This is a genomic window from Pseudarthrobacter sp. 1G09, assembly GCF_050038305.1.
GTDB lineage: Bacteria > Actinomycetota > Actinomycetes > Actinomycetales > Micrococcaceae > Arthrobacter > Arthrobacter equi.
In genome coordinates, this window is sequence record NZ_CP188306.1 from 4,232,048 (window position 1) to 4,249,136 (window position 17,089).

Annotated in this window: 17 protein-coding genes; 6 read left to right on the forward strand and 11 right to left on the reverse strand. The window is 66.9% G+C overall.

What is annotated here, in order from left to right; genetic code table 11:
• Positions 1–56: 56 nt before the first annotated feature.
• From ACP3TD_RS19500 to ACP3TD_RS19515, 4 genes are all read left to right on the forward strand, one after another.
• Complete coding sequence (locus ACP3TD_RS19500) at positions 57–1,373, forward strand: MFS transporter (protein WP_426764699.1); 1,317 nt, start codon at positions 57–59, stop codon at positions 1,371–1,373.
• 8 nt (positions 1,374–1,381) lie between these two features.
• A complete protein-coding gene (locus ACP3TD_RS19505) occupies positions 1,382–2,371 on the forward strand; it encodes a hydroxyacid dehydrogenase (protein WP_426764701.1) in 990 nt (329 codons plus the stop codon).
• A gap of 31 nt (positions 2,372–2,402) precedes the next feature.
• Positions 2,403–3,044, forward strand: coding sequence for an RraA family protein (locus ACP3TD_RS19510; protein WP_426764702.1), 642 nt, complete (start codon positions 2,403–2,405; stop codon positions 3,042–3,044).
• Between the two features lie 89 nt (positions 3,045–3,133).
• The gene (locus tag ACP3TD_RS19515; RefSeq protein ID WP_426764703.1) at positions 3,134–3,424 is read left to right on the forward strand and encodes a hypothetical protein; all 291 of its coding nucleotides are present in this window, start codon (positions 3,134–3,136) and stop codon (positions 3,422–3,424) included.
• A gap of 202 nt (positions 3,425–3,626) precedes the next feature.
• Here ACP3TD_RS19515 and ACP3TD_RS19520 read toward each other — a convergent pair whose 3' ends face one another.
• The 11 genes from ACP3TD_RS19520 to ACP3TD_RS19570 all read right to left on the reverse strand — a co-directional run bounded on the left by ACP3TD_RS19520 (position 3,627) and on the right by ACP3TD_RS19570 (position 14,200).
• The gene (locus ACP3TD_RS19520; protein WP_426764704.1) at positions 3,627–3,854 is read right to left on the reverse strand and encodes a carboxymuconolactone decarboxylase family protein; all 228 of its coding nucleotides are present in this window, start codon (positions 3,852–3,854) and stop codon (positions 3,627–3,629) included.
• Positions 3,855–4,109: 255 nt separating this feature from the next.
• Entirely contained in the window at positions 4,110–5,555 is a 1,446-nt protein-coding gene (locus ACP3TD_RS19525; protein ID WP_426764705.1) for an MFS transporter, read from the reverse strand.
• A 333-nt stretch (positions 5,556–5,888) separates the two neighbouring features.
• Positions 5,889–6,197 (reverse strand): heavy-metal-associated domain-containing protein, encoded by a 309-nt coding sequence (locus tag ACP3TD_RS19530; RefSeq protein ID WP_426764706.1) that lies wholly within the window; start codon positions 6,195–6,197, stop codon positions 5,889–5,891.
• Between the two features lie 474 nt (positions 6,198–6,671).
• Complete coding sequence (locus ACP3TD_RS19535; RefSeq protein WP_426764707.1) at positions 6,672–6,833, reverse strand: hypothetical protein; 162 nt, start codon at positions 6,831–6,833, stop codon at positions 6,672–6,674.
• Positions 6,833–8,206 carry an NtaA/DmoA family FMN-dependent monooxygenase gene (locus ACP3TD_RS19540; RefSeq protein ID WP_426764708.1) on the reverse strand — a complete coding sequence of 458 codons (1,374 nt, stop codon included), beginning with the start codon at positions 8,204–8,206 and terminating at the stop codon, positions 6,833–6,835. Before ACP3TD_RS19540 ends, ACP3TD_RS19535 begins: the two co-directional genes overlap by 1 nt.
• A 9-nt stretch (positions 8,207–8,215) precedes the next feature.
• Positions 8,216–9,286, reverse strand: coding sequence for an LLM class flavin-dependent oxidoreductase (locus tag ACP3TD_RS19545; protein WP_426764709.1), 1,071 nt, complete (start codon positions 9,284–9,286; stop codon positions 8,216–8,218).
• Entirely contained in the window at positions 9,283–10,110 is an 828-nt protein-coding gene (locus tag ACP3TD_RS19550; RefSeq protein WP_426764710.1) for a DUF1684 domain-containing protein, read from the reverse strand. The genes ACP3TD_RS19545 and ACP3TD_RS19550 overlap by 4 nt, the downstream gene beginning before the upstream one ends.
• Positions 10,100–11,233: an LLM class flavin-dependent oxidoreductase gene (locus ACP3TD_RS19555; protein ID WP_426764711.1), complete on the reverse strand. Its 1,134-nt coding sequence runs from the start codon at positions 11,231–11,233 to the stop codon at positions 10,100–10,102. The genes ACP3TD_RS19550 and ACP3TD_RS19555 overlap by 11 nt, the downstream gene beginning before the upstream one ends.
• A complete protein-coding gene (locus tag ACP3TD_RS19560; protein WP_426764712.1) occupies positions 11,230–12,288 on the reverse strand; it encodes a transporter substrate-binding domain-containing protein in 1,059 nt (352 codons plus the stop codon). The genes ACP3TD_RS19555 and ACP3TD_RS19560 overlap by 4 nt, the downstream gene beginning before the upstream one ends.
• 8 nt (positions 12,289–12,296) lie before the next feature.
• A complete protein-coding gene (locus ACP3TD_RS19565; protein WP_426764714.1) occupies positions 12,297–13,103 on the reverse strand; it encodes an amino acid ABC transporter ATP-binding protein in 807 nt (268 codons plus the stop codon).
• Positions 13,103–14,200: an amino acid ABC transporter permease gene (locus ACP3TD_RS19570; RefSeq protein WP_426764715.1), complete on the reverse strand. Its 1,098-nt coding sequence runs from the start codon at positions 14,198–14,200 to the stop codon at positions 13,103–13,105. The genes ACP3TD_RS19565 and ACP3TD_RS19570 overlap by 1 nt, the downstream gene beginning before the upstream one ends.
• 331 nt (positions 14,201–14,531) lie before the next feature.
• On the opposite strand from ACP3TD_RS19570, the gene ACP3TD_RS19575 reads away from it, so the two are divergent.
• Positions 14,532–16,496, forward strand: a complete 1,965-nt coding sequence (locus ACP3TD_RS19575; protein ID WP_426764716.1) for an FAD/NAD(P)-binding protein — start codon at positions 14,532–14,534, stop codon at positions 16,494–16,496.
• Positions 16,493–17,044: a GNAT family N-acetyltransferase gene (locus ACP3TD_RS19580; protein WP_426764717.1), complete on the forward strand. Its 552-nt coding sequence runs from the start codon at positions 16,493–16,495 to the stop codon at positions 17,042–17,044. Before ACP3TD_RS19575 ends, ACP3TD_RS19580 begins: the two co-directional genes overlap by 4 nt.
• Positions 17,045–17,089: the final 45 nt, after the last annotated feature.

The window sequence follows — 17,089 nt, forward strand, 5'->3', positions numbered from 1 at the left end:
CCCCCAAGTGAGACACTGTCCCACTTTTCTAAGCCAAAAGACAGAGAGGTCTTCGGATGACCATCCCCACACTGGCAGTCCCCGACGCTGCCCGGCGCACCAAGGCAAAGAAGGCGACCGGCGTAGCTGCCTTCGGTACCTTCATCGAGTACTACGACTTCAGCGTCTACGGCTACGTCGCCGCGACGCTGGCAATCGTCTTTTTCCCCGGCGATGACCCCGTCATCGGCCTGCTGAACACCCTGCTGGTGTTCGGATCCGCGTTTGTCGTCCGCCCGCTCGGCGCCGTCTTCTTCGGCCGCCTGGGCGACCGTAAAGGCCGCCGAACCAGCCTGATCGCAAGCATCACCTGCATGGGTGTCGCCGCGACCCTGACCGGCCTGCTGCCGGGCTACGCACAGATCGGTGTGCTCGCCCCGATCCTGCTGGTGCTGCTGCGCATGCTGCAGGGCTTCTCCACCGGTGGGGAAATCGGCGGCGCCGCCGCCTACATCCACGAATGGGCCGCCCCGAACCGCCGCTCCCTCTTCGTCTCACTCATTCCCAGCATCGCCCAGCTCGGCAAAGGCCTGGCCGCCGGCCTGGCAGCCCTCGCAGCAGCCATGATGCCGGCAGCTGACCTGGCAGCATGGGGCTGGCGCATCCCATTCCTCCTCGCCCTGCCCCTGGGCATCCTGTGCCTGGTCATGCGGCTAAAGGTCGAAGACAGCCCGGAATTCCAGGCCCTCAACAAAACCTCTGAAGGTATTTCCCGGGCCCCGTTCAAGGAAGTCCTCACCAAGTACCCCAAGGCACTGGCCAAGGTCACCTCCATCTCCCTCGTGCAAAACCTCGGCACCTACATCGGCACCGTGTTCGTCGCCGTCTACTTCAGCGAAGTCCTCGGCTTCACCAAGGGCGAGGCCTCCACCATCGTCCTCCTAGCGGTCCTCTTCGCGGCCCTGCTGATTCCCATGGCCGGCCAGCTCGGCAGCCGCATCGGCAGCAAGAAGGTCCTGCTCTGGTCCTACGTCGCCTACGTCGCCGTCACCATCCCGTCCTTCGCCATGATGAACCAGCACTCCTTCGTCCTGGCGCTGCTGGGCCTGGGCCTGGGCATCATCCCCTACGCCCTCTGCCAGGCCGGAACTTACGGCGCCATGCTCGAGTTCTACCCCACCCGCGTCCGGCACACCGGCGTCGCGTTCGGACACAGCGTTGGAGCCGTCATCGGCGGCGGCGCAGGCCCCTACCTCGCCACCTGGCTTATTGACCTGACCGGCAACACCTTCGTGCCCGCCTTCATCCTCGTCGGTGCCGGCGCCCTCGGACTGCTGGTTGTCGGCCTCACCGTGCGGGCCAACTCCGATCCCTCCTCGCATCTCTACCGTTAGGCCCCACCGTGAGCGAAATCTACATCTCCGACGTCATCCACGAGGACGTCCTGGCGGACATCCGCAAGAACGCCATCGTGCACGTCGGCTACGGCCCCGACAAGGTCAACTACCTCGACATCAGCGAGAACATTGACGGAATCATCCTGCGGGCGGAAACCTTCACCCGTGAGATGATCGAAGCCTCCCCCCGCCTGAAGATCATTGCCCGGCACGGGGTCGGCACCGACAACGTCGACATCCCGGCAGCATCGGAAAACGGCGTCTGGGTCACCAACACCCCGGGCTCAAACAGCAACGCCGTAGCCGAGCACGTCTTAGCCCTCCTCCTCTCCCTGACCCGCCGAATCGTCCCGGCCGCAAACCGTGTCCTGGCCGGCACCTGGGCCGAAGGCCGCGGAGACCTGGTCGGTTTCGAACTCTCCGGCCGCACCCTCGGGATCGTCGGCTTCGGAGCCATCGGCAAAAGCGTTGCCGCCATTGCCCGGGGCTTCGGGATGCGGGTGCTCGCCTCCGACCCCATCGCCACTTCAGCCGACGTCGCAGCCGCGGGCGCCGACCTGGTTGAACTGGACACCCTGTATGACGGGGCGGACATCATCACCCTGCACGCCCCGCTGCTGCCCGGCACCCGCCACATGATCGGGGCCCGCGAACTGGCCCTGATGAAAACCAGCGCCATTGTCATCAACACCTCCCGCGGTGGCCTGATCGATGAGGACGCACTGGTCACGGCCCTTACCAACGGCACCCTCGCCGGCGCCGCCCTTGACGTCCTCGAAGCCGAAAGCATCGACATGAAGGACCCGCTCACCCACAACAGCGTGCCCCTGCACAAAGTGCCCAACCTGCTCGTCACCCCCCACATCGCCGGCCAGACCCAGGAAGCATTCCAGGAAGCAGGCACCCGATCCTGGTCAGAAGTCCGCGCCGTCCTGGCAGGCGAACCCCCTGCCTTCCCGGTCAACACCAACGACCTCCGCAAAGTCCCCGCCTGACCCGGCACCCCCAAACGCCAAGGAACCAAACGTGTACATCAACGCCTCCGCCGACAACATCACCGTCTACCCCGAATGGCGCCGCCCAGATCAGGAGCTCGTCCGGTCCCTCGCGGCCTACCCCCCGGCGCTGATCGGTGACGTACGCAAACGCCTGGACATGATGTCAGCGGACATCCGCTGCCTCACCCCCGGCGCCCGGCTGGCCGGGACCGCCCTGCCCATCCAGATCTGGGAAGGCGACAACCTCGCCATCCACCGCGGACTCGATGAAGCAAAACCCGGGGACATCCTGGTCATCTCCGGGAACGGCGTCACCAACCGGTCCGTCTTCGGCGGCATCCTCGCCGAAATCTGCCTCCATAAAGGCGTCACCGGCGTGATCGTCGACGGAGCCGTCCGAGACATCGAAGAGATGAACGAGATGGGCCTGGCCGTCTTCGCCCGCGCCGTAGTACCCGCCGGGCCCTCTAAAAACGGACCCGGGTGCGTCGGCAAAGCGGTCGCCTGCGGCAACGTCGTCTGCAACCCAGGTGATGTCGTCATCGGCGACCAGGACGGCATAGTCGTCATCCCGCAATCAGAACTCAACGAAACTCTTCAGGCCCTCCCCGCCCAGGAAAACCTCGAACGCCAGATCCGCGACCGGATTAAAGAAGCCGTCGCCTCCTAGAGGCCACCACGGCTCCCTCCCCGCCGACAAGAGTGGCAGCGGCCCGGTATGGGCCGCTGCCACTCTTTTAGACCTGAACCGGAAAGCCCATGACACTGAACCGAGCAACGCCGCGTAAACACGGTGACTGGAGCCTGCTGATCAACGCTTGGGTTGAAATCCGCCAAAACGGCCAGGTGATCAGAACCGGGTTCGTCGAAGACGTCATGCCCGACTCCTCCATACTCTGGCTTGCGGCCGACCGCAGCAACCCACGCCAGATGTTCGAAGCGTGCCAAGGCCACCAGGTCTGGGTCACGCCACAAGCACTCTCCGGCGAGCTCAGCTACCGGATGACAACCAGAGAGATCTTCGGCCAGAACCCCACCAGCTGCACATAGGTCCCGGCCGGCATCTGGCTTTTTTCCCGACGCTACGGCCTTGTGCGGCTGAGGTGACGAGGTCGATTTTGGCCAGCGGCGCGTCCGTAGGCTCCGGGATTGCGGCCAGAACCAGAACCTGTCGACGGGCTCGGGTTTCTGGCCTTAATTGGCTATCGAGGCTAACCGACGTATCCGGTGTGGCGCCTGCCTACATGTCCACTTAATGCCCTTCGGCGATGCTCCTCATCGCTTTCCACCCGTGGGTCACTCCACCGCCGGCGCGCAGGGCGGTAGCGACCATAACAGCCTCCGCAATGTCAGCTTTGGAGGCTCCTGCGGTGACGGCACGCTTGGTGTGATCTTCGATGCAGAAGAACGCGGAGACCATCTCCGGCGCGCTCTCCTTCAGATCCTTCATGTACTGGGCATCTGCCTGGTGATCTTGCATTAGTTAGCCTTTCGTTGCGTGCCGGGTACCGCTATTGCTGATGTTGTGGGCGGGCGTTGACCATGAGGGAGACGATGAGTGCGGCGGCAAGGATGAGGGCCCCTACTCAGGGCGGTGGTGTAGCCTTTCACGATTTTGTTTCGGGGCACCGTAATGGGATGGGGGCAGGATGCGGCCGCCGCGATCGGCTTGGGCTCGCATGACCAGCATGCCCGCCCTGATCGGGGCGGGCATGCCTGCGCTTCGTCTCTGCAGCTAGCGGTTCGGTTGGTCGACCGCAGCCACAGCGGACTTGCCAGCGGCTTGTGCCTCTGGTTTGGCGGGCAAGGTGGCCGCTGCCAGGATTCCGGCAGCGGCCAGCAGGCCGGCGGCGACGGCGAGTGCACTGCCGTACCCGGCGACCAGTTGAGCGGCTGCTGTTGCGCCGGGTTCGGACGTCCCGGTGACGGTTGCGGCGATGCCGGCCAGAACCGCCAGGCCCAGCGCCACACCGATCTGCTGCGCGGAGTTGAGCAGTGCGGAGGCAATGCCGGCCTCGTGGGGTGCCGTGTTGTAGACCGCGGCCTGGGTCAGGGCAATGACGCCGAGGCCGAACCCGAGGGCAAGGAAGAACATGGCCGGGGCAAGGTGCAGCCAGTAGCTCGTGTCTACCTGGATAAAAGAGAACCAGAAGGCCCCCGCCGCGCTGAGCAGAGCGCCCCCTGAGGCGATAACGCGCGGAGCCACCTTGTTCAGCAGTTTGGGAGCACCACCGGCTCCGACGACTATCCCGGCAGCGAAAGGGAGCCAGCCCGCGCCGGTCTGCAAGGGGCTGTAGTGCTGTACCTGCTGGAGGTAAAGGGTGATCACATAGAACGTGCCCATGGGCCCGACGGCCAGCAACAGCATGGACGCGTACGCGCCGGCGCGGCCGCGATCCCGGAACAAGCTCAGCGGAACCAGAGGTGTGCGACTGCGCGCCTGCGTCTTGAGGAACACAGCCAGCATCACCACCGCGGCGCCGACGAGCCCAAGCCCAACCGGGTCCGTGAAGCCACCCTCACCAAAGCGGGTGATGGCATACACCAGGGCCACCATCCCGCCGGTTCCCAGCACTGCCCCCCTGACATCAAGGCTGCCCGGATGACGATCGGCTTCAACAAGCGTGCGGCTACCAAGTAGCACCAGGATGCCAATGGGGATGTTGATGAAGAACACCCACCGCCAACCCAGGGTGCCGGTCAACACGCCACCGAGCAGCAGCCCGATCACGATTCCAATACCGGACATCGCGCCGTACAGCGCCAGGGCGGCGTCCCGCGTCTTGCGCTCAGCAAAGGTCGTGGCGATCAAGGCCAGCGCATTCGGCGCGACCAACGCCGCCCCCAACCCCTGAACGGCCCGAGCGCCAATGAGCGCCGCACTGTTCAGGCCGAAACCCCCGACCAGTGACGCAAGCACGAAGATAGCCAGGCCTACTTGCAGGGCACGCCGGCGCCCGTAAAGGTCGCCGATCCGCCCGCCCAGGAGCAGCAGGGCGCCGAACGCGAGGATATAGGCGTTCACGATCCAAGGCAGATGCACGGCGTCTATCCCGAGTTCCTGCTGGATGCTCGGCAAAGCAATGTTCACGATGGAGTCGTCCAGCACCAGCATCAACTGCGCGGCGGCTATCACCAGCAGCGGTATCAACCCGCGTCGCTGTCCTATTTTTTCTGTCACAACATCTCCTACGAAAATTTGGTGGGTCGCGAGGGGCCAGCAGTGACTCGCGTCTGCACGCTTACCGCGTGGGGTACCGACTCGTGAGGTTTGGGACAAGGCCCAGCGGGGTGAAGGGCAAGAAGGATCTCCGTTGCCGCCTTTGGCGGCACTGTCATGGGTCGGAACCACGTCCGTCGCCGTCACCGGAGGGGCTGGCACGCTCCCGCGTGCCCGGCCTGCGGCGCGGCTGCTGCCACGGGAGTCATCCGCCCGCCACCCCTGTTTCGGCCCCGCGTACTCCAGCAAACGGGAGGGCGGCGGAGTGCAGGGGAAGCGCGAAGTACTACCGGCTCAATTGTTGATAAAGGTGTAACCCGCGGAGGTGACGGCCTCACGGACAGCAACGCTGTCGGCGTGACCGCTGACAACCAAACGGGAACGGCCACCGGGGGCGAGCTCGATGGAGGCAGATTCCACACCCTCAAGCGCCGATACCGCCTTCTCAACAGTCTGGACACAGTGCCCGCAGGTTAGACCTTCAACAGAAAATTCAACGTCGCCAGTGCCGACGCGCGACGAGGAGGGTTCGGATGGGCAGCAGCCACACCCTCCAGCCGATGAGGCGAGGGGCAGTGCGGTGCGGTTTTCAGATTCAAACACGTCAGTTTCCATTCCTTGACGAAGCATCAATGGGTGCTGGGGTTGACGGCTGTAAGGCGCGGATGCAGGGCACCGGCCGGGACATACCATGTCACTGACAACAACTCAAATATACCCCCCTGGGGTATCGAAGGCAAGCACGGGTGAAAACTATCAGCTGCAACCCTTCGACGAAGCGCCCCCAAAGGTCTCGTAACTCCAGAAATTTGAGGAGGCGTCTCGCCAAGGTAGGTGCGATTCGCTGCGCGGGGCGTCCCTGAGCCGCCGCTCGTCGCTTGTCAGACAGGGAGCACCGCCCTTATTCAGATGGCTTCGCGTCCAGGTAGAGGTACACCCCAACCTGACGTCAGACACGAAACAAAAAGGCGTCAGGATAGGGTCCTGACGCCTTTTTGTACTCCGCCTTCGCGCGGGTCCAGGGTGCCACCCTGACACCCGGCCGGGCGCGAGCCGCGGACAGTCACCAGATCCGGACTAGGCCCACTGCTCCCACACCGTCAGCTGCAGCTTGACGGTGCCCGCCGGAACAGGATCCGCGGACCACGCCCCGGCCCAGGCAGCCCCCAGCGAAGGGCCCGCGACGGCACCCTCGTCGCGGCCGTCGTCGGCCCCTCCCCACCAGGCTGCGGTACGCATCAGGCGCGGACTGCCCCGGACGGCGCGTCGGCCGTGCGCACCGGCGTTTCCAGCCCGAGGTTCTCGCGCAGGGTGCTGCCGCGGTACTCGGTGGGGTACACGCCGCGCTCCTGCAGCTCCGGCACCAGGTGGTTGACGATGTCATCCAGGCCGGTGGGAACCAGCCACGGCGAGATGTTGAACCCGTCCACAGCGCCAGTCCGGGCGTACTCGGCCAGATGGTCCGCCACGGCCGTGTAGGAGCCGGTGAACGTGGCGTCGATGCGCGCCGTCTTGGAGGTGACGAACTGGCGGATGGACAGGCCCTTGTCCTTGGCCTCGGCACGCCACTGGTCCGCCAGCTGGCGGGCCTTGGCACCGTGGAAGCCGCTGCCGCGGGTCTCGGACGTCTCCTCCACCACGGGGTCGATCTCCGGCAGCGGACCGTCGGGATCATAGGCGGACAGTTCGCGGCCCCAGAACTGCTCCAGGTAGGCAACAGCCTGCTGCGGGCCGATCTGCAGGCTCCGCACCCACTCCTTCTTTTCCGCGGCCTCTTCGGCGGTGGCCGCGAGGATGAACTCGCTGGCCGGCATGATCTGCACGGCATTGGCGCCGCGGCCCGCCGCCACCGAACGCTCCACGAGGTCCTTGCGGAACTCCTGGGCGTCATCGAACTTCGGGTGGGCGGAGAAGATCACGTCAGCCTGGCGGGCGGCGAAGTTGCGGCCTTCGGGCGAGTCCCCGGCCTGGAACAAGACAGGCCGGTACTGGGCGCTCCGCGGCAGCCGCGGTGTCACGTCCACCGTGTAGTGCTGGCCTTCGTGAAGCACGCGGCGGGCGGGGCCGGCGGGCGTCTCCCAGGAGTCCCAGATCCGCTTGGCCGTCTCCACGAACGCTTCTGCGTGCTTGTAGCGGTCCGCGTGGTCCAGGTATCCGCCGCGGCGGAAGTTGGCGCCGGTCCAGGCGTTGTCCGTGGTGACGATGTTCCACGCGGCGCGGCCACCGGAGATCAGGTCCAGCGAGGCGAGCCGGTGCGCCAGGTCTGCGGGGTCGTTGTAGGTGGTGTTCTGGGTGGCCACCAGGCCGATGTTGTTGGTCACCGACACCAGGGCGGCGAGCATGGTCTGCGCATCCGGGCGGCCCACCACGTCCAGGGCATGCGGGCGGCCCAGGTGCTCGCGCAGGCGCAGTCCCTCGCCCAGGAAGAAGGCGGCGAACAGTCCGCGTTCGGCGGTTTGGGCGATGCGGCGGAAGGATTCGAAGTCGGTCTGCGAGCCGGATTCTGCCGCCTTCCAGATGGTGCCGGAGTTGACGCCTTGGAAGAAAATACCGAACTGGATCTGGCCGGTGGGCTGGAAGACATCGGATGTAGCACGGTTGTGCTGTGTCATGGTTTTTCCTTACTTTCCGGTGCCGGCGGCGGCAGGTGCATAGCGGCTGGCCGGGCGTTCCAGGCCCAGCAGGTCGCGGAAGGTGCCGTCCTGCAGCACGGGGCGGAGCGCTCCGCGGCGGCGCAACTCGGGCAGGACCAGGCGTCCCAGTTCGTCGAGGTCCAGGGCGAGCGACGCCGGGTGGAGGCGCACGCCGTCGGCGTCGGCCAGCAGCGACTCCAGAAAGTCCGCCAGGGCGGCGGCGGTGCCCGCGAAGGCTGCCCGGCCGCCGTCGAACGGTGTTTCGCGCGAGGCCGCAGCCTGCCCGCGCGAATCGAGGACGACGTCGAGCTCGGCGATCACCGCCACGAACCCACCCACGCGGGAACGCACGTCGAGGACCTCCGCAGCCAGCAGTTCGGGGGTTGGCGCCGACACCAGCACAGCGTCCACGGCGTCGGCCGGCACCTCGCCAAGCAGCGAAGCAGGAACCAGTACGGGGAGCTGCCCCTGCAGCGGACGCGGAATGATGGACGGACCCTTCACCGAATAGCCCGCGCCGGCGAAGCCGTCAGGCGTCTCAAAATCGGCATAGTGGAGCTTGTCCACGTCGATGTACCGCCCGGTGGGGACGTCGCGGATCACGGCGTCGTCCTCCCACGAGTCCCAGAGCCGCCGGGATACCTCGATGGACGCGGCGGCTTCCTGGCCCAGTGCGGCGCCGGTGACGGAAGAACGCCCGACGGCGGCAGCAGCCTCAGGCGATTCGGCGGCGGTGACGATCCATCCGGCCCGGCCGCCGGAGACGTAGTCGAGGCTGGCCAGCTGGGTGGAAACATGGAACGGCTCGGTGTAAACGGTGTCCACTTCGGGCACCAGTGCAATCGACCTGGTAACCGGGCCGGCGAACGCTGCCCGCTGCAGTGCGTTGGCACGGCCGGGAACCGGCGCGTCCGTGAACGTGGCCGCGTGGAAGCCGGCGGACTCGGCGGCCAGCACCGCACGGGAGATGTCCGCCCCGTCCCAGCCGGCGCCGTCGAGCTCGATGGCCAGGAACCCGGCCTGGCTTCCTTCGGCCGAAGGGGTATGGGTGTTGCTCACTTCTGGTCCTGACGTTCGTAGGGAATCTTTTCGCCGGCCTCGATGGCCACGGGCAGCCGGTTTTCGGCCGGGGGCAGCGGGCAGGTGGCGAGGTCCGTGTAGGCGCACGGCAGGTTGACCGCCCGGTTGAAGTCCAGCACCACGGAGCCGTCCGCTGCGGGCACCACGGACAGCGAGCGGTTGGCCGCGTAGGTGGTGGCACCGGAGGTTTGGTCCGTGAACAGCACCGATAGGGAGCCCGGGGTGTGGCCGTTGAACGCGGTCAGCGCCAGTTCCTGGCCGGCCAGTTTGAAACGGATCTCGCCCGGGGCCGCGTAAACGTGCTGGATGCCCTCGACGGCGGCGCCCACCGTGGTGGGCCGCGGCGCCTCGAACGGAACGAACGTTCCGCGGACGGCGTAGGCGGCATCGGGCGAGTAGGCGGGCGTGCCCTGGTACTGGCGGAGTAGCCCGTTCTCCGGGTTCCGCGGCCGCACGATGTACTCGCCGCCGCGCTTGGCCACCTCGATGACGGTCTCGCCGGACACAAGGTTGATCCCGCCGCGTTCGGCGATGGGTCCGAAGTCCAGGGTTGCGCCGGCTTCGGTGTTCAGTTCCCTGCCGTCCTGCTGCAGGCTCTCACCCGGCTGCAGGACAACGCGGACGACGTCGGCCTCCGCACTCCAGGTGCCCGGGGCGCCTTCCAGCGCGGCGGCGTCGTTGCTGAGCCAGTGGAGGTGGGTCACGGCGAGGAAGCCGTGCGGGTGGGCGCGGTGGCGCTCATGCGCCGCATGCCACTCCTGCCAGTCGGCGTCGAAGGTTTCGAGGGCTGTTTCAGTGGACAAGGGCGTTCTCACTCCTGCTGGCGTTGGCGGACGGGTTGGATCGCGTGAATTCGGGGCGGCTGCCGTAGGGGTCTCCGGCTTCCCACAGCGTGGTGGGTGCCGCGGCCCGGACGGCCGGGATCACCTCAAGGGCGAAGCGCTCGAGGATTTCCAGCTGCTGTTCGAAAGGCAGGGTGGTGGGCAGGGAGATGGACTGCAGGTCGTGGCGGTAGAGCTGGTGGTAGCTCAGGATCTTGTCGATCACCTGCTCCGGGCTGCCCACCAGCGCGGGCCCCTCGGCCACGGCGTGCTGGATGTCCCGGAAGGGCGAGTTGTTGCCCGGCACGTTGCGGTTGGCCGTCAGGGCCTCGTAGACGGGTCCGAACTGGCGCACCGCCTCCCGGGTGGTGTCGGCGATGAACACGCCGCCGGCGCCGCAGCCCGAGCCCACGTACTGGTGGCGGGGGTCGTGGCCGTGGCGGCTGTACTCTTCGCGGTAGTGATCGATCAGCACGGCATAGTTTTCCCGCGGCTGGATGGCGTTGGCCGTGAACAGGGGATCGCCCCATTTGCCGGCCAGGGCAGCCGAAGTCAGTGTTGTAGCAGAACCATGCCAAATACGCGGCGGACCGTCGAAGGGGCGCGGCGTGGTGGTGGCCGGCTCGGTCAGCGGAGACCGGAACCTGCCGGACCAGGTGACGCCTTCTTCACGCCACAGCCGGCGCAGCAGCTCATACTTTTCGGCCAGCAGGTCCCACTGGTCCGCCAGGTCCAAGCCGAAGAGCGGGTATTGCAGCACCTCGTTGCCCTTGCCGATGGTGACCTCCAGGCGGCCGCGGCTGAGCTGGTCAATGGTGGCGTAGTCCTCGGCCACCCGCACCGGGTCCAGCACGGACAGCACCGTGACGCCGGTGTGCAGCCGGATCCGGTCCGTCACGGCTGCGATGGCCGCCAGCACGGTGGTGGGAGAGGAAGAGATGAACTCACCGGCGTGCCGCTCCCCCACCGAAAAGCTGTCGAACCCCAGGGCTTCTGCCCGGCGGGCCGTTTCCACTACCTGGTTCAGCCGGTCCGCCGTGGAGACGATCTCCCCGGTGAGCGGGTTCTTCAGGTGCGGAATGATGTCCAGGACCTGGAATTTCATGAGGACTTCTTCGATGCTTCGGCTGATGCGCTGGCGGTGGCCGTGGCCTGGGTGGCGGCGTAGTTGTCCTCCGTGATGGTCTTGGCTTCCGGCAGCGCTTCCTCTGACAGGCCCCAGCGTTCCAGGACCTTGCCGTAGGAGCCGTCCTTGATGGCGGAGTTCAGGGCCTCGGTGATCACCGGAGCCAGCCCGTTGCCCTTAAGCGACGTGGCGGCCACCAGCGTCTCTGACGGCCAGCCGGCGTTCACCTTGCCCACCACTTTCAGGTCGTCACGGGTGTTTTCCCGGTACACGGTGGACGGGTAGGGGGCGATATTGAGGTCCGTGCGGCCCGAGGACAGCGCCAGGATGGTGTCCGCCTCGGACTGGTAATACTGCAGGGTGGCCGACGCCTTGCCCTTATCCTCCAGCTCCTTGTTCCAGGCCAGCAGGATCTTTTCCTGGTTGGTGCCGGAGCCGACGGAGACGCGCAGTCCGGAGATGTCGTCCGCACCCTTGATGTCGTAGGTGGCCGATTTCTTGGCTTCAAAGCCCATGAACGCGGCGCGATAACTGGCGAAGTCGAACAGCTTCACGCGGTCCTTGTTAACGCCCACGTTGGAGAAAACCACCTCGAAGTCGCCGGACTGGGTCTTCAGCGGCCAGTTCTCCCAGGAGGTGACCTGGACGTCGAGTTCCAGGCCCAGCTTGTCCGCCACCAGCTGGGCGATGTCCAGCTCGGAGCCGATGGGCGTCTTGTCATCAGTGGCGTGGAAGGACAGGGGGATGGACCCGGCCGTGGTGGCCACCGTCAGCTTTCCGTCCTTGCCGATCAGCCCGGGGACCTTGGCGGCGAGCGCCGCGTCCTTCTCGCCGCGGATCCGCTGCTGGTCCGGGGACGTGTTGTAGACCACGCCGTTGCGTGCCGCCGTCGTCTGCGCCGCGCCGGAGGCATCACCGGAGGCCGAAGCGCCGGGGTCCGCGCAGGCGGACAGCGCGGCCGTTCCCAGGAGGACGACGGCGGGCAGTGCTGCCAGTGAACGGCGCGTACGGAAGCGCGGGGTGGAGAGAGCCATGATGGTCCTTAGATGTTGAAAGCCGGTTCGAGCACCTTGGAGAAGAAGCTCCGGGTGCGCGGTTCCTGGGGGTTGGTGAAAATCTGCTGCGGGGTGCCCTGTTCCACGATCTGGCCCTGGTCCATGAACACCACGGTGTCCGCCACATCGCGGGCGAAGCCCATTTCGTGGGTGACGATGATCAGGGTGGTGCCGGACTTGGCCAGTTCCCGGATGACGTCCAGCACTTCGTTGACAAGTTCCGGGTCCAGCGCGGAGGTGGGTTCGTCGAACAGCAGGATCTTGGGGTCCAGCGCCAGGGCCCGGGCGATGGCGACGCGCTGCTGCTGTCCGCCGGAAAGCTGCCGGGGGTAGGCGCCGGCGCGGTCCTTGAGCCCTACGCGGTCCAGCAGTTCGAGGCCGCGGCGGCGGGCTTCCTCCTTGGAACGGCCCTGGGCCACGACAGGTGCTTCCGCCACGTTTTCCAGGGCGGTGAGGTGCGGGAAGAGGTTGAAGTTCTGGAACACCATGCCGATCTCGGTGCGCTGCTTGAGGATGTCCTTCTCGCGCAGCTCGTGGAGTTTCTGGCCGCGGATTTCGTAGCCCACCAGCTTGCCGTCGATGGAGATGTGGCCGCCGTCCACCTTTTCGAGGTGGTTGATAGTGCGCAGCAGGGTGGATTTGCCGGAACCGGACGGGCCGACGATCACGGCCACGCCGCCCGGTTCCACAGTGAGGTTGACGCCTTTGAGCACCTCGGTGGCGCCGAAGGACTTGCGGACGCCAGTGATTTCGACGAGCCCGCGGGTGGCGGGGGCTGAAAGGGTGGCGGTCATCAGAGGCTCTTCCGGTTGGTGACGGCGTGGGTGGCGAAGAACTTGCGGGCCTTCTGCAGTGGCGTCAGGGGCAGGTTGCGCACGGCACCCTTGGAGTAGTGGCGTTCGATGTAGTACTGGAAGACGCTGAGCACGGAGGTGATCACCACGTACCAGAGGGTGGCCACCAACAGCAGCGGCAGGACCTGCTGGGTGCGGTTGTAGATCACCTGCACGGTGTAGAACAGCTCCGAGTAGGCCAGCACGTAGACGATCGAGGTGCCCTTGACCAGGCCGATGATCTCGTTGAAGGCGGTGGGCAGGATGGCGCGCATGGCCTGCGGCAGGACGATCCGGGTGGAGCGGCGCCAGGCCGGGATGCCCAGGGCGGCGGCGGCCTCCAGCTGGCCCTGGTCTACGGAGAGGATGCCGCCGCGGATGATTTCCGCGGAGTAGGCGGCCTGGTTCAGGGTCAGGCCCAGCACTGCCGCGGCGAACTGGCTGATCAGCGTGGTGGTCTGCACCTCGAAGAACCGCACGTCCGTGAACGGGATGCCCAGGCTGACCTTTTCGTAGAGGTAGCCCAGGTTGTACCAGAGGAGCAGCTGGACCAGCAGCGGCGTGGACCGGAAGATCCAGGAGAACGTCCAGGAGACGGACACCAGCAGCGGCGATGCGGACAACCGCATGAGGGCCAGGATGAAGCCCAACACGAAGCCGAGGATGCCGGAGATGGCGGTGAGCTTCAAGGTTTCCACCAGGCCGTTGACCACGGACTGCGCGGTAAACCACTGCGCCACCACACCCCACTCCCAGCGCGGGTTGGTGGCCAGCGACCAGGCCACGGCCAGGACGCCGAGCGCCACGGCGGCAGTTCCCACCCAGCGCCACGGATGCTTGGCAGCCACCACGCGGTATGACGAATAGTCAGCGGCAGTGCGCGCTGTTCCTTCGGGCGGCAAGCCCCCGCCTGACGGCAGGTTGCTGCCCGTTGCAGAAGCGGATTCGGTGGCCGCCTGTCCGGGAGCGGCTGCCGCCGTTTCGGTCTCCGCCGTCGCTGCCGGCTCTCCCGTGGGTGCCGGCCGTGCCTGCGCCACCCTCGATGTTGCTGAACTCATGTGCCACCTCGCTTCTTGTCCTGGTCCTGGTGTTCGGACCGGAGCGGGCGCCCCGGCTTGGGCTTTTGCCCCGGTTGCTGGCTGCAAATCTAGGACCGGCCCAAACGGGGCGGCAACACCGGAAGTTGCATTAGTTCACCGGGCTTCGCACTGCGTCATGAGTCGGTTTCTTGCGTCTTTTGACCTGTTGTGACGCGGAGTTAACGGGCGTGACCGGCCGCTCGACCGGCGTCGTCACCGCTGCCTAGCATGGGCACTCCGGCGGCTGCCAACGCGCCGCTGCACCTCCCACCAGCACGCCCATCAGCCCATCCGCCCGTCAGGAGCCCCCATGCCAGCGAAGATTCCGGCCGTCGTGTTTATCGGCGGCGGACCGCGCACGGCCGGCGTCCTGGAGCGGATCGCCGCCAACCGGCCGGATGTTTTTGCCGGTCCGCTGGAGATCCATGTGGTGGAGCCGCACGTTCCGGGCTCGGGCCGCATCTGGCGGTACGACCAGGACCCGGGCCTGCTCCTGAACTCCATGGCCGCGGACATCACCATGTTCACCGACGAGTCCGTGGCCTGCGACGGCCCAGCCGCTTCCGGCCCCGGACTGGTGGAGTGGACCGCCGGTGTCCTGGACGGGTTCATCACCGATGTGCCGGACTTCCCGCAGCACCTGCAGGACCAGCTCCGGGCACTCAACGGCACCACATTCCCCACCCGCCAGCTGCAGAGCCAGTACCTCGAGTGGTTCTTCCGCCGGGCCGCCAGGGCATTGAACCGCAGCGTCACCACCCACCGGAGCACCGCCGTCGGGATCTCACCCCTGGCGGACGGCGGGCACGAAGTCGCGCTGGCCAACGGCAGGGCGCTGCACGCGGACATCCTGGTGACCGCTCTGGGCCACACCGATTCGCTGCCTGACGCCGCTTCCGCGGGCTACGCCGGGTTCGCCGCCCGGCACGGCGGCTACCATGCGGCACCCAGCTACACCACCGACGTCGACTACTCAGGCATTGCCCCGGGGCAGGACGTCATCGTCTCCGGCATGGGCCTGGCCTTCGTGGACCTGCTGGTCATCCTGATGGAGGGCCGCGGCGGCCGGTTCGCGGAAGCGCCCGACGGCGGGCTGCGCTACCTTCCGTCCGGACGGGAACCGCGGCTGTGGGCCGGGTCGCGCCGCGGCGTGCCCTACCACTCCAAGATCTCCGCCACCCTCCGCGGCGAAGCACCCGGACCCCTGCGGTTCTTCACCCCTGCGGCTGTCGAATCACTGCTCCAGAGCCACGGGGAACTGGACTTCCACCAGCACCTCTGGCCGCTGGTGGCCAAGGAGGCCGGGTACTACTACTATCGCGAGCTCCTGACCGGAAGCCCCGAACGGGCTGCCATGGGCTGGGACGAATTCGCTGCACGCTATGCAGCCCTGGACTGGTACGGCAGCGAGCGCGCGGACCTCGTGGCCGCCGCCGTTCCCGACGACGCCCTGCACCTGGACCTCGAACGGCTGGACCGGCCCTTCGACGGGCGCCGCTTCGCGGACCACCGTGCCGTGCAGGATGCCGTGGCCGGATACATCGAACACGACCTCGCCCTCCGTGACACCCCGGACCACCCCGAGACACTCGCCCTGTTCCTGGCCCTGCTGCACGTGTACATGGAGGTGGGCCGTGTGGTCCCCGCGGACCGGCTGAACGCCCGGTCCCAGCAGACCGTCCATGGTTGGTGGCACGGCTTCTTCAGCTTCGTCGATTCCGGGCCGCCGCCCCACCGCCTGCGGCAGATGCTGGCCCTGCACCGTGCCGGGCTGCTGCAGTTCCTTGGACCCGGTGTGGAGGTCACCACCGACGAAGCAACCGGGGCTTTCGTGGCCGCGTCGCCGCAATCCGATGCGGTGGTTTCGGCGCGGGCGTTCATCGAGGCAAGGTTGCCGGCCACGTCGGTGGTCCGGTCGCTCAACCCCGTGCTGGCTTCCCTGAACGGCAGCGGGCTTGGAACCGAGCAGCAGCTGCTGACCGCGGAAGGGATCCACTCCACCGGCAAGCTGCTGGTGACCCCGCAGCACCGGCTGGTGGGGCGGGACGGCACCCCGCAGGACACCGTGTTCGGAGTCGGCCCCGGAACGTCCGGCTGGGGCGCCGGGGCGTTTGCCCGGCCGCGCACCAATGCTGCCCCGTTCCGCGAAAACGATGCCCTGGCCCGGACCATCCTCGGCACGGCCCGTGACCTTGCCGGCGAAACGTCCGCCACAATATCCCCAGAGCCGGCCGCTGCCGGACGGAACCAGACCCTGACAAGGAACCACCGGTGACAGCAGAACCAGAAGTCCACCCCCGTCCCCTGGACCGCGCCGCCCTGGAAGTCCTCATCCTGCCCATGCACGATCCCCGGGTCCGGCCGCTCCTGGACGAACTCGCCGTCGAATACGACACCCGTTACGGGGACCTGTTCGGCAGCGGCGCTGCGGCCGAAGAACTGAACCGGTACCCGGCGGCGGAGTTCGAGGGCCCCTCCGGCGCGCTGCTCATCATCCAGGAAGACGGCGAATCCATCGCCGGCGGCGCGTTCCGCCGGTATGACGCCACCACGGCGGAACTGAAGCGGATCTGGACCCATTCCGCCCACCGCCGTCGCGGCCTGGCCAAGCTGGTGCTCGCCGAACTGGAGGCCCTGGCAGCTGCGCGCGGATACACCGGCCTGTACCTGACCACCGGCCCGCGGCAGCCCGAGGCCAAACACCTGTACCTGAGCACGGGTTACGAGGCACAGTTCGACCTGGCTGCGGACCCCGAGACCATCGGGGCGCTGGCGTTCACCAAGCGCCTGACCGACGCCGGCACCGGTACGGCGCAGGACTGACCTTCCGGGCACCTCGGCAGATGCACCGGCCGCCGCTAAGCTAGC

Coding starts and splice junctions, on each gene's coding strand:
- ACP3TD_RS19500 (WP_426764699.1), top strand. CDS start 57: ATGACCATCCCCACACTGGCAGTCCCCGACGCTGCCCGGCGCACCAAG.
- ACP3TD_RS19515 (WP_426764703.1), top strand. CDS start 3,134: ATGACACTGAACCGAGCAACGCCGCGTAAACACGGTGACTGGAGCCTG.
- ACP3TD_RS19520 (WP_426764704.1), bottom strand. CDS start 3,854: ATGCAAGATCACCAGGCAGATGCCCAGTACATGAAGGATCTGAAGGAG.
- ACP3TD_RS19535 (WP_426764707.1), bottom strand. CDS start 6,833: ATGCGTACCGCAGCCTGGTGGGGAGGGGCCGACGACGGCCGCGACGAG.
- ACP3TD_RS19540 (WP_426764708.1), bottom strand. CDS start 8,206: ATGACACAGCACAACCGTGCTACATCCGATGTCTTCCAGCCCACCGGC.
- ACP3TD_RS19555 (WP_426764711.1), bottom strand. CDS start 11,233: ATGAAATTCCAGGTCCTGGACATCATTCCGCACCTGAAGAACCCGCTC.
- ACP3TD_RS19560 (WP_426764712.1), bottom strand. CDS start 12,288: ATGGCTCTCTCCACCCCGCGCTTCCGTACGCGCCGTTCACTGGCAGCA.
- ACP3TD_RS19565 (WP_426764714.1), bottom strand. CDS start 13,103: ATGACCGCCACCCTTTCAGCCCCCGCCACCCGCGGGCTCGTCGAAATC.
- ACP3TD_RS19570 (WP_426764715.1), bottom strand. CDS start 14,200: ATGAGTTCAGCAACATCGAGGGTGGCGCAGGCACGGCCGGCACCCACG.
- ACP3TD_RS19575 (WP_426764716.1), top strand. CDS start 14,532: ATGCCAGCGAAGATTCCGGCCGTCGTGTTTATCGGCGGCGGACCGCGC.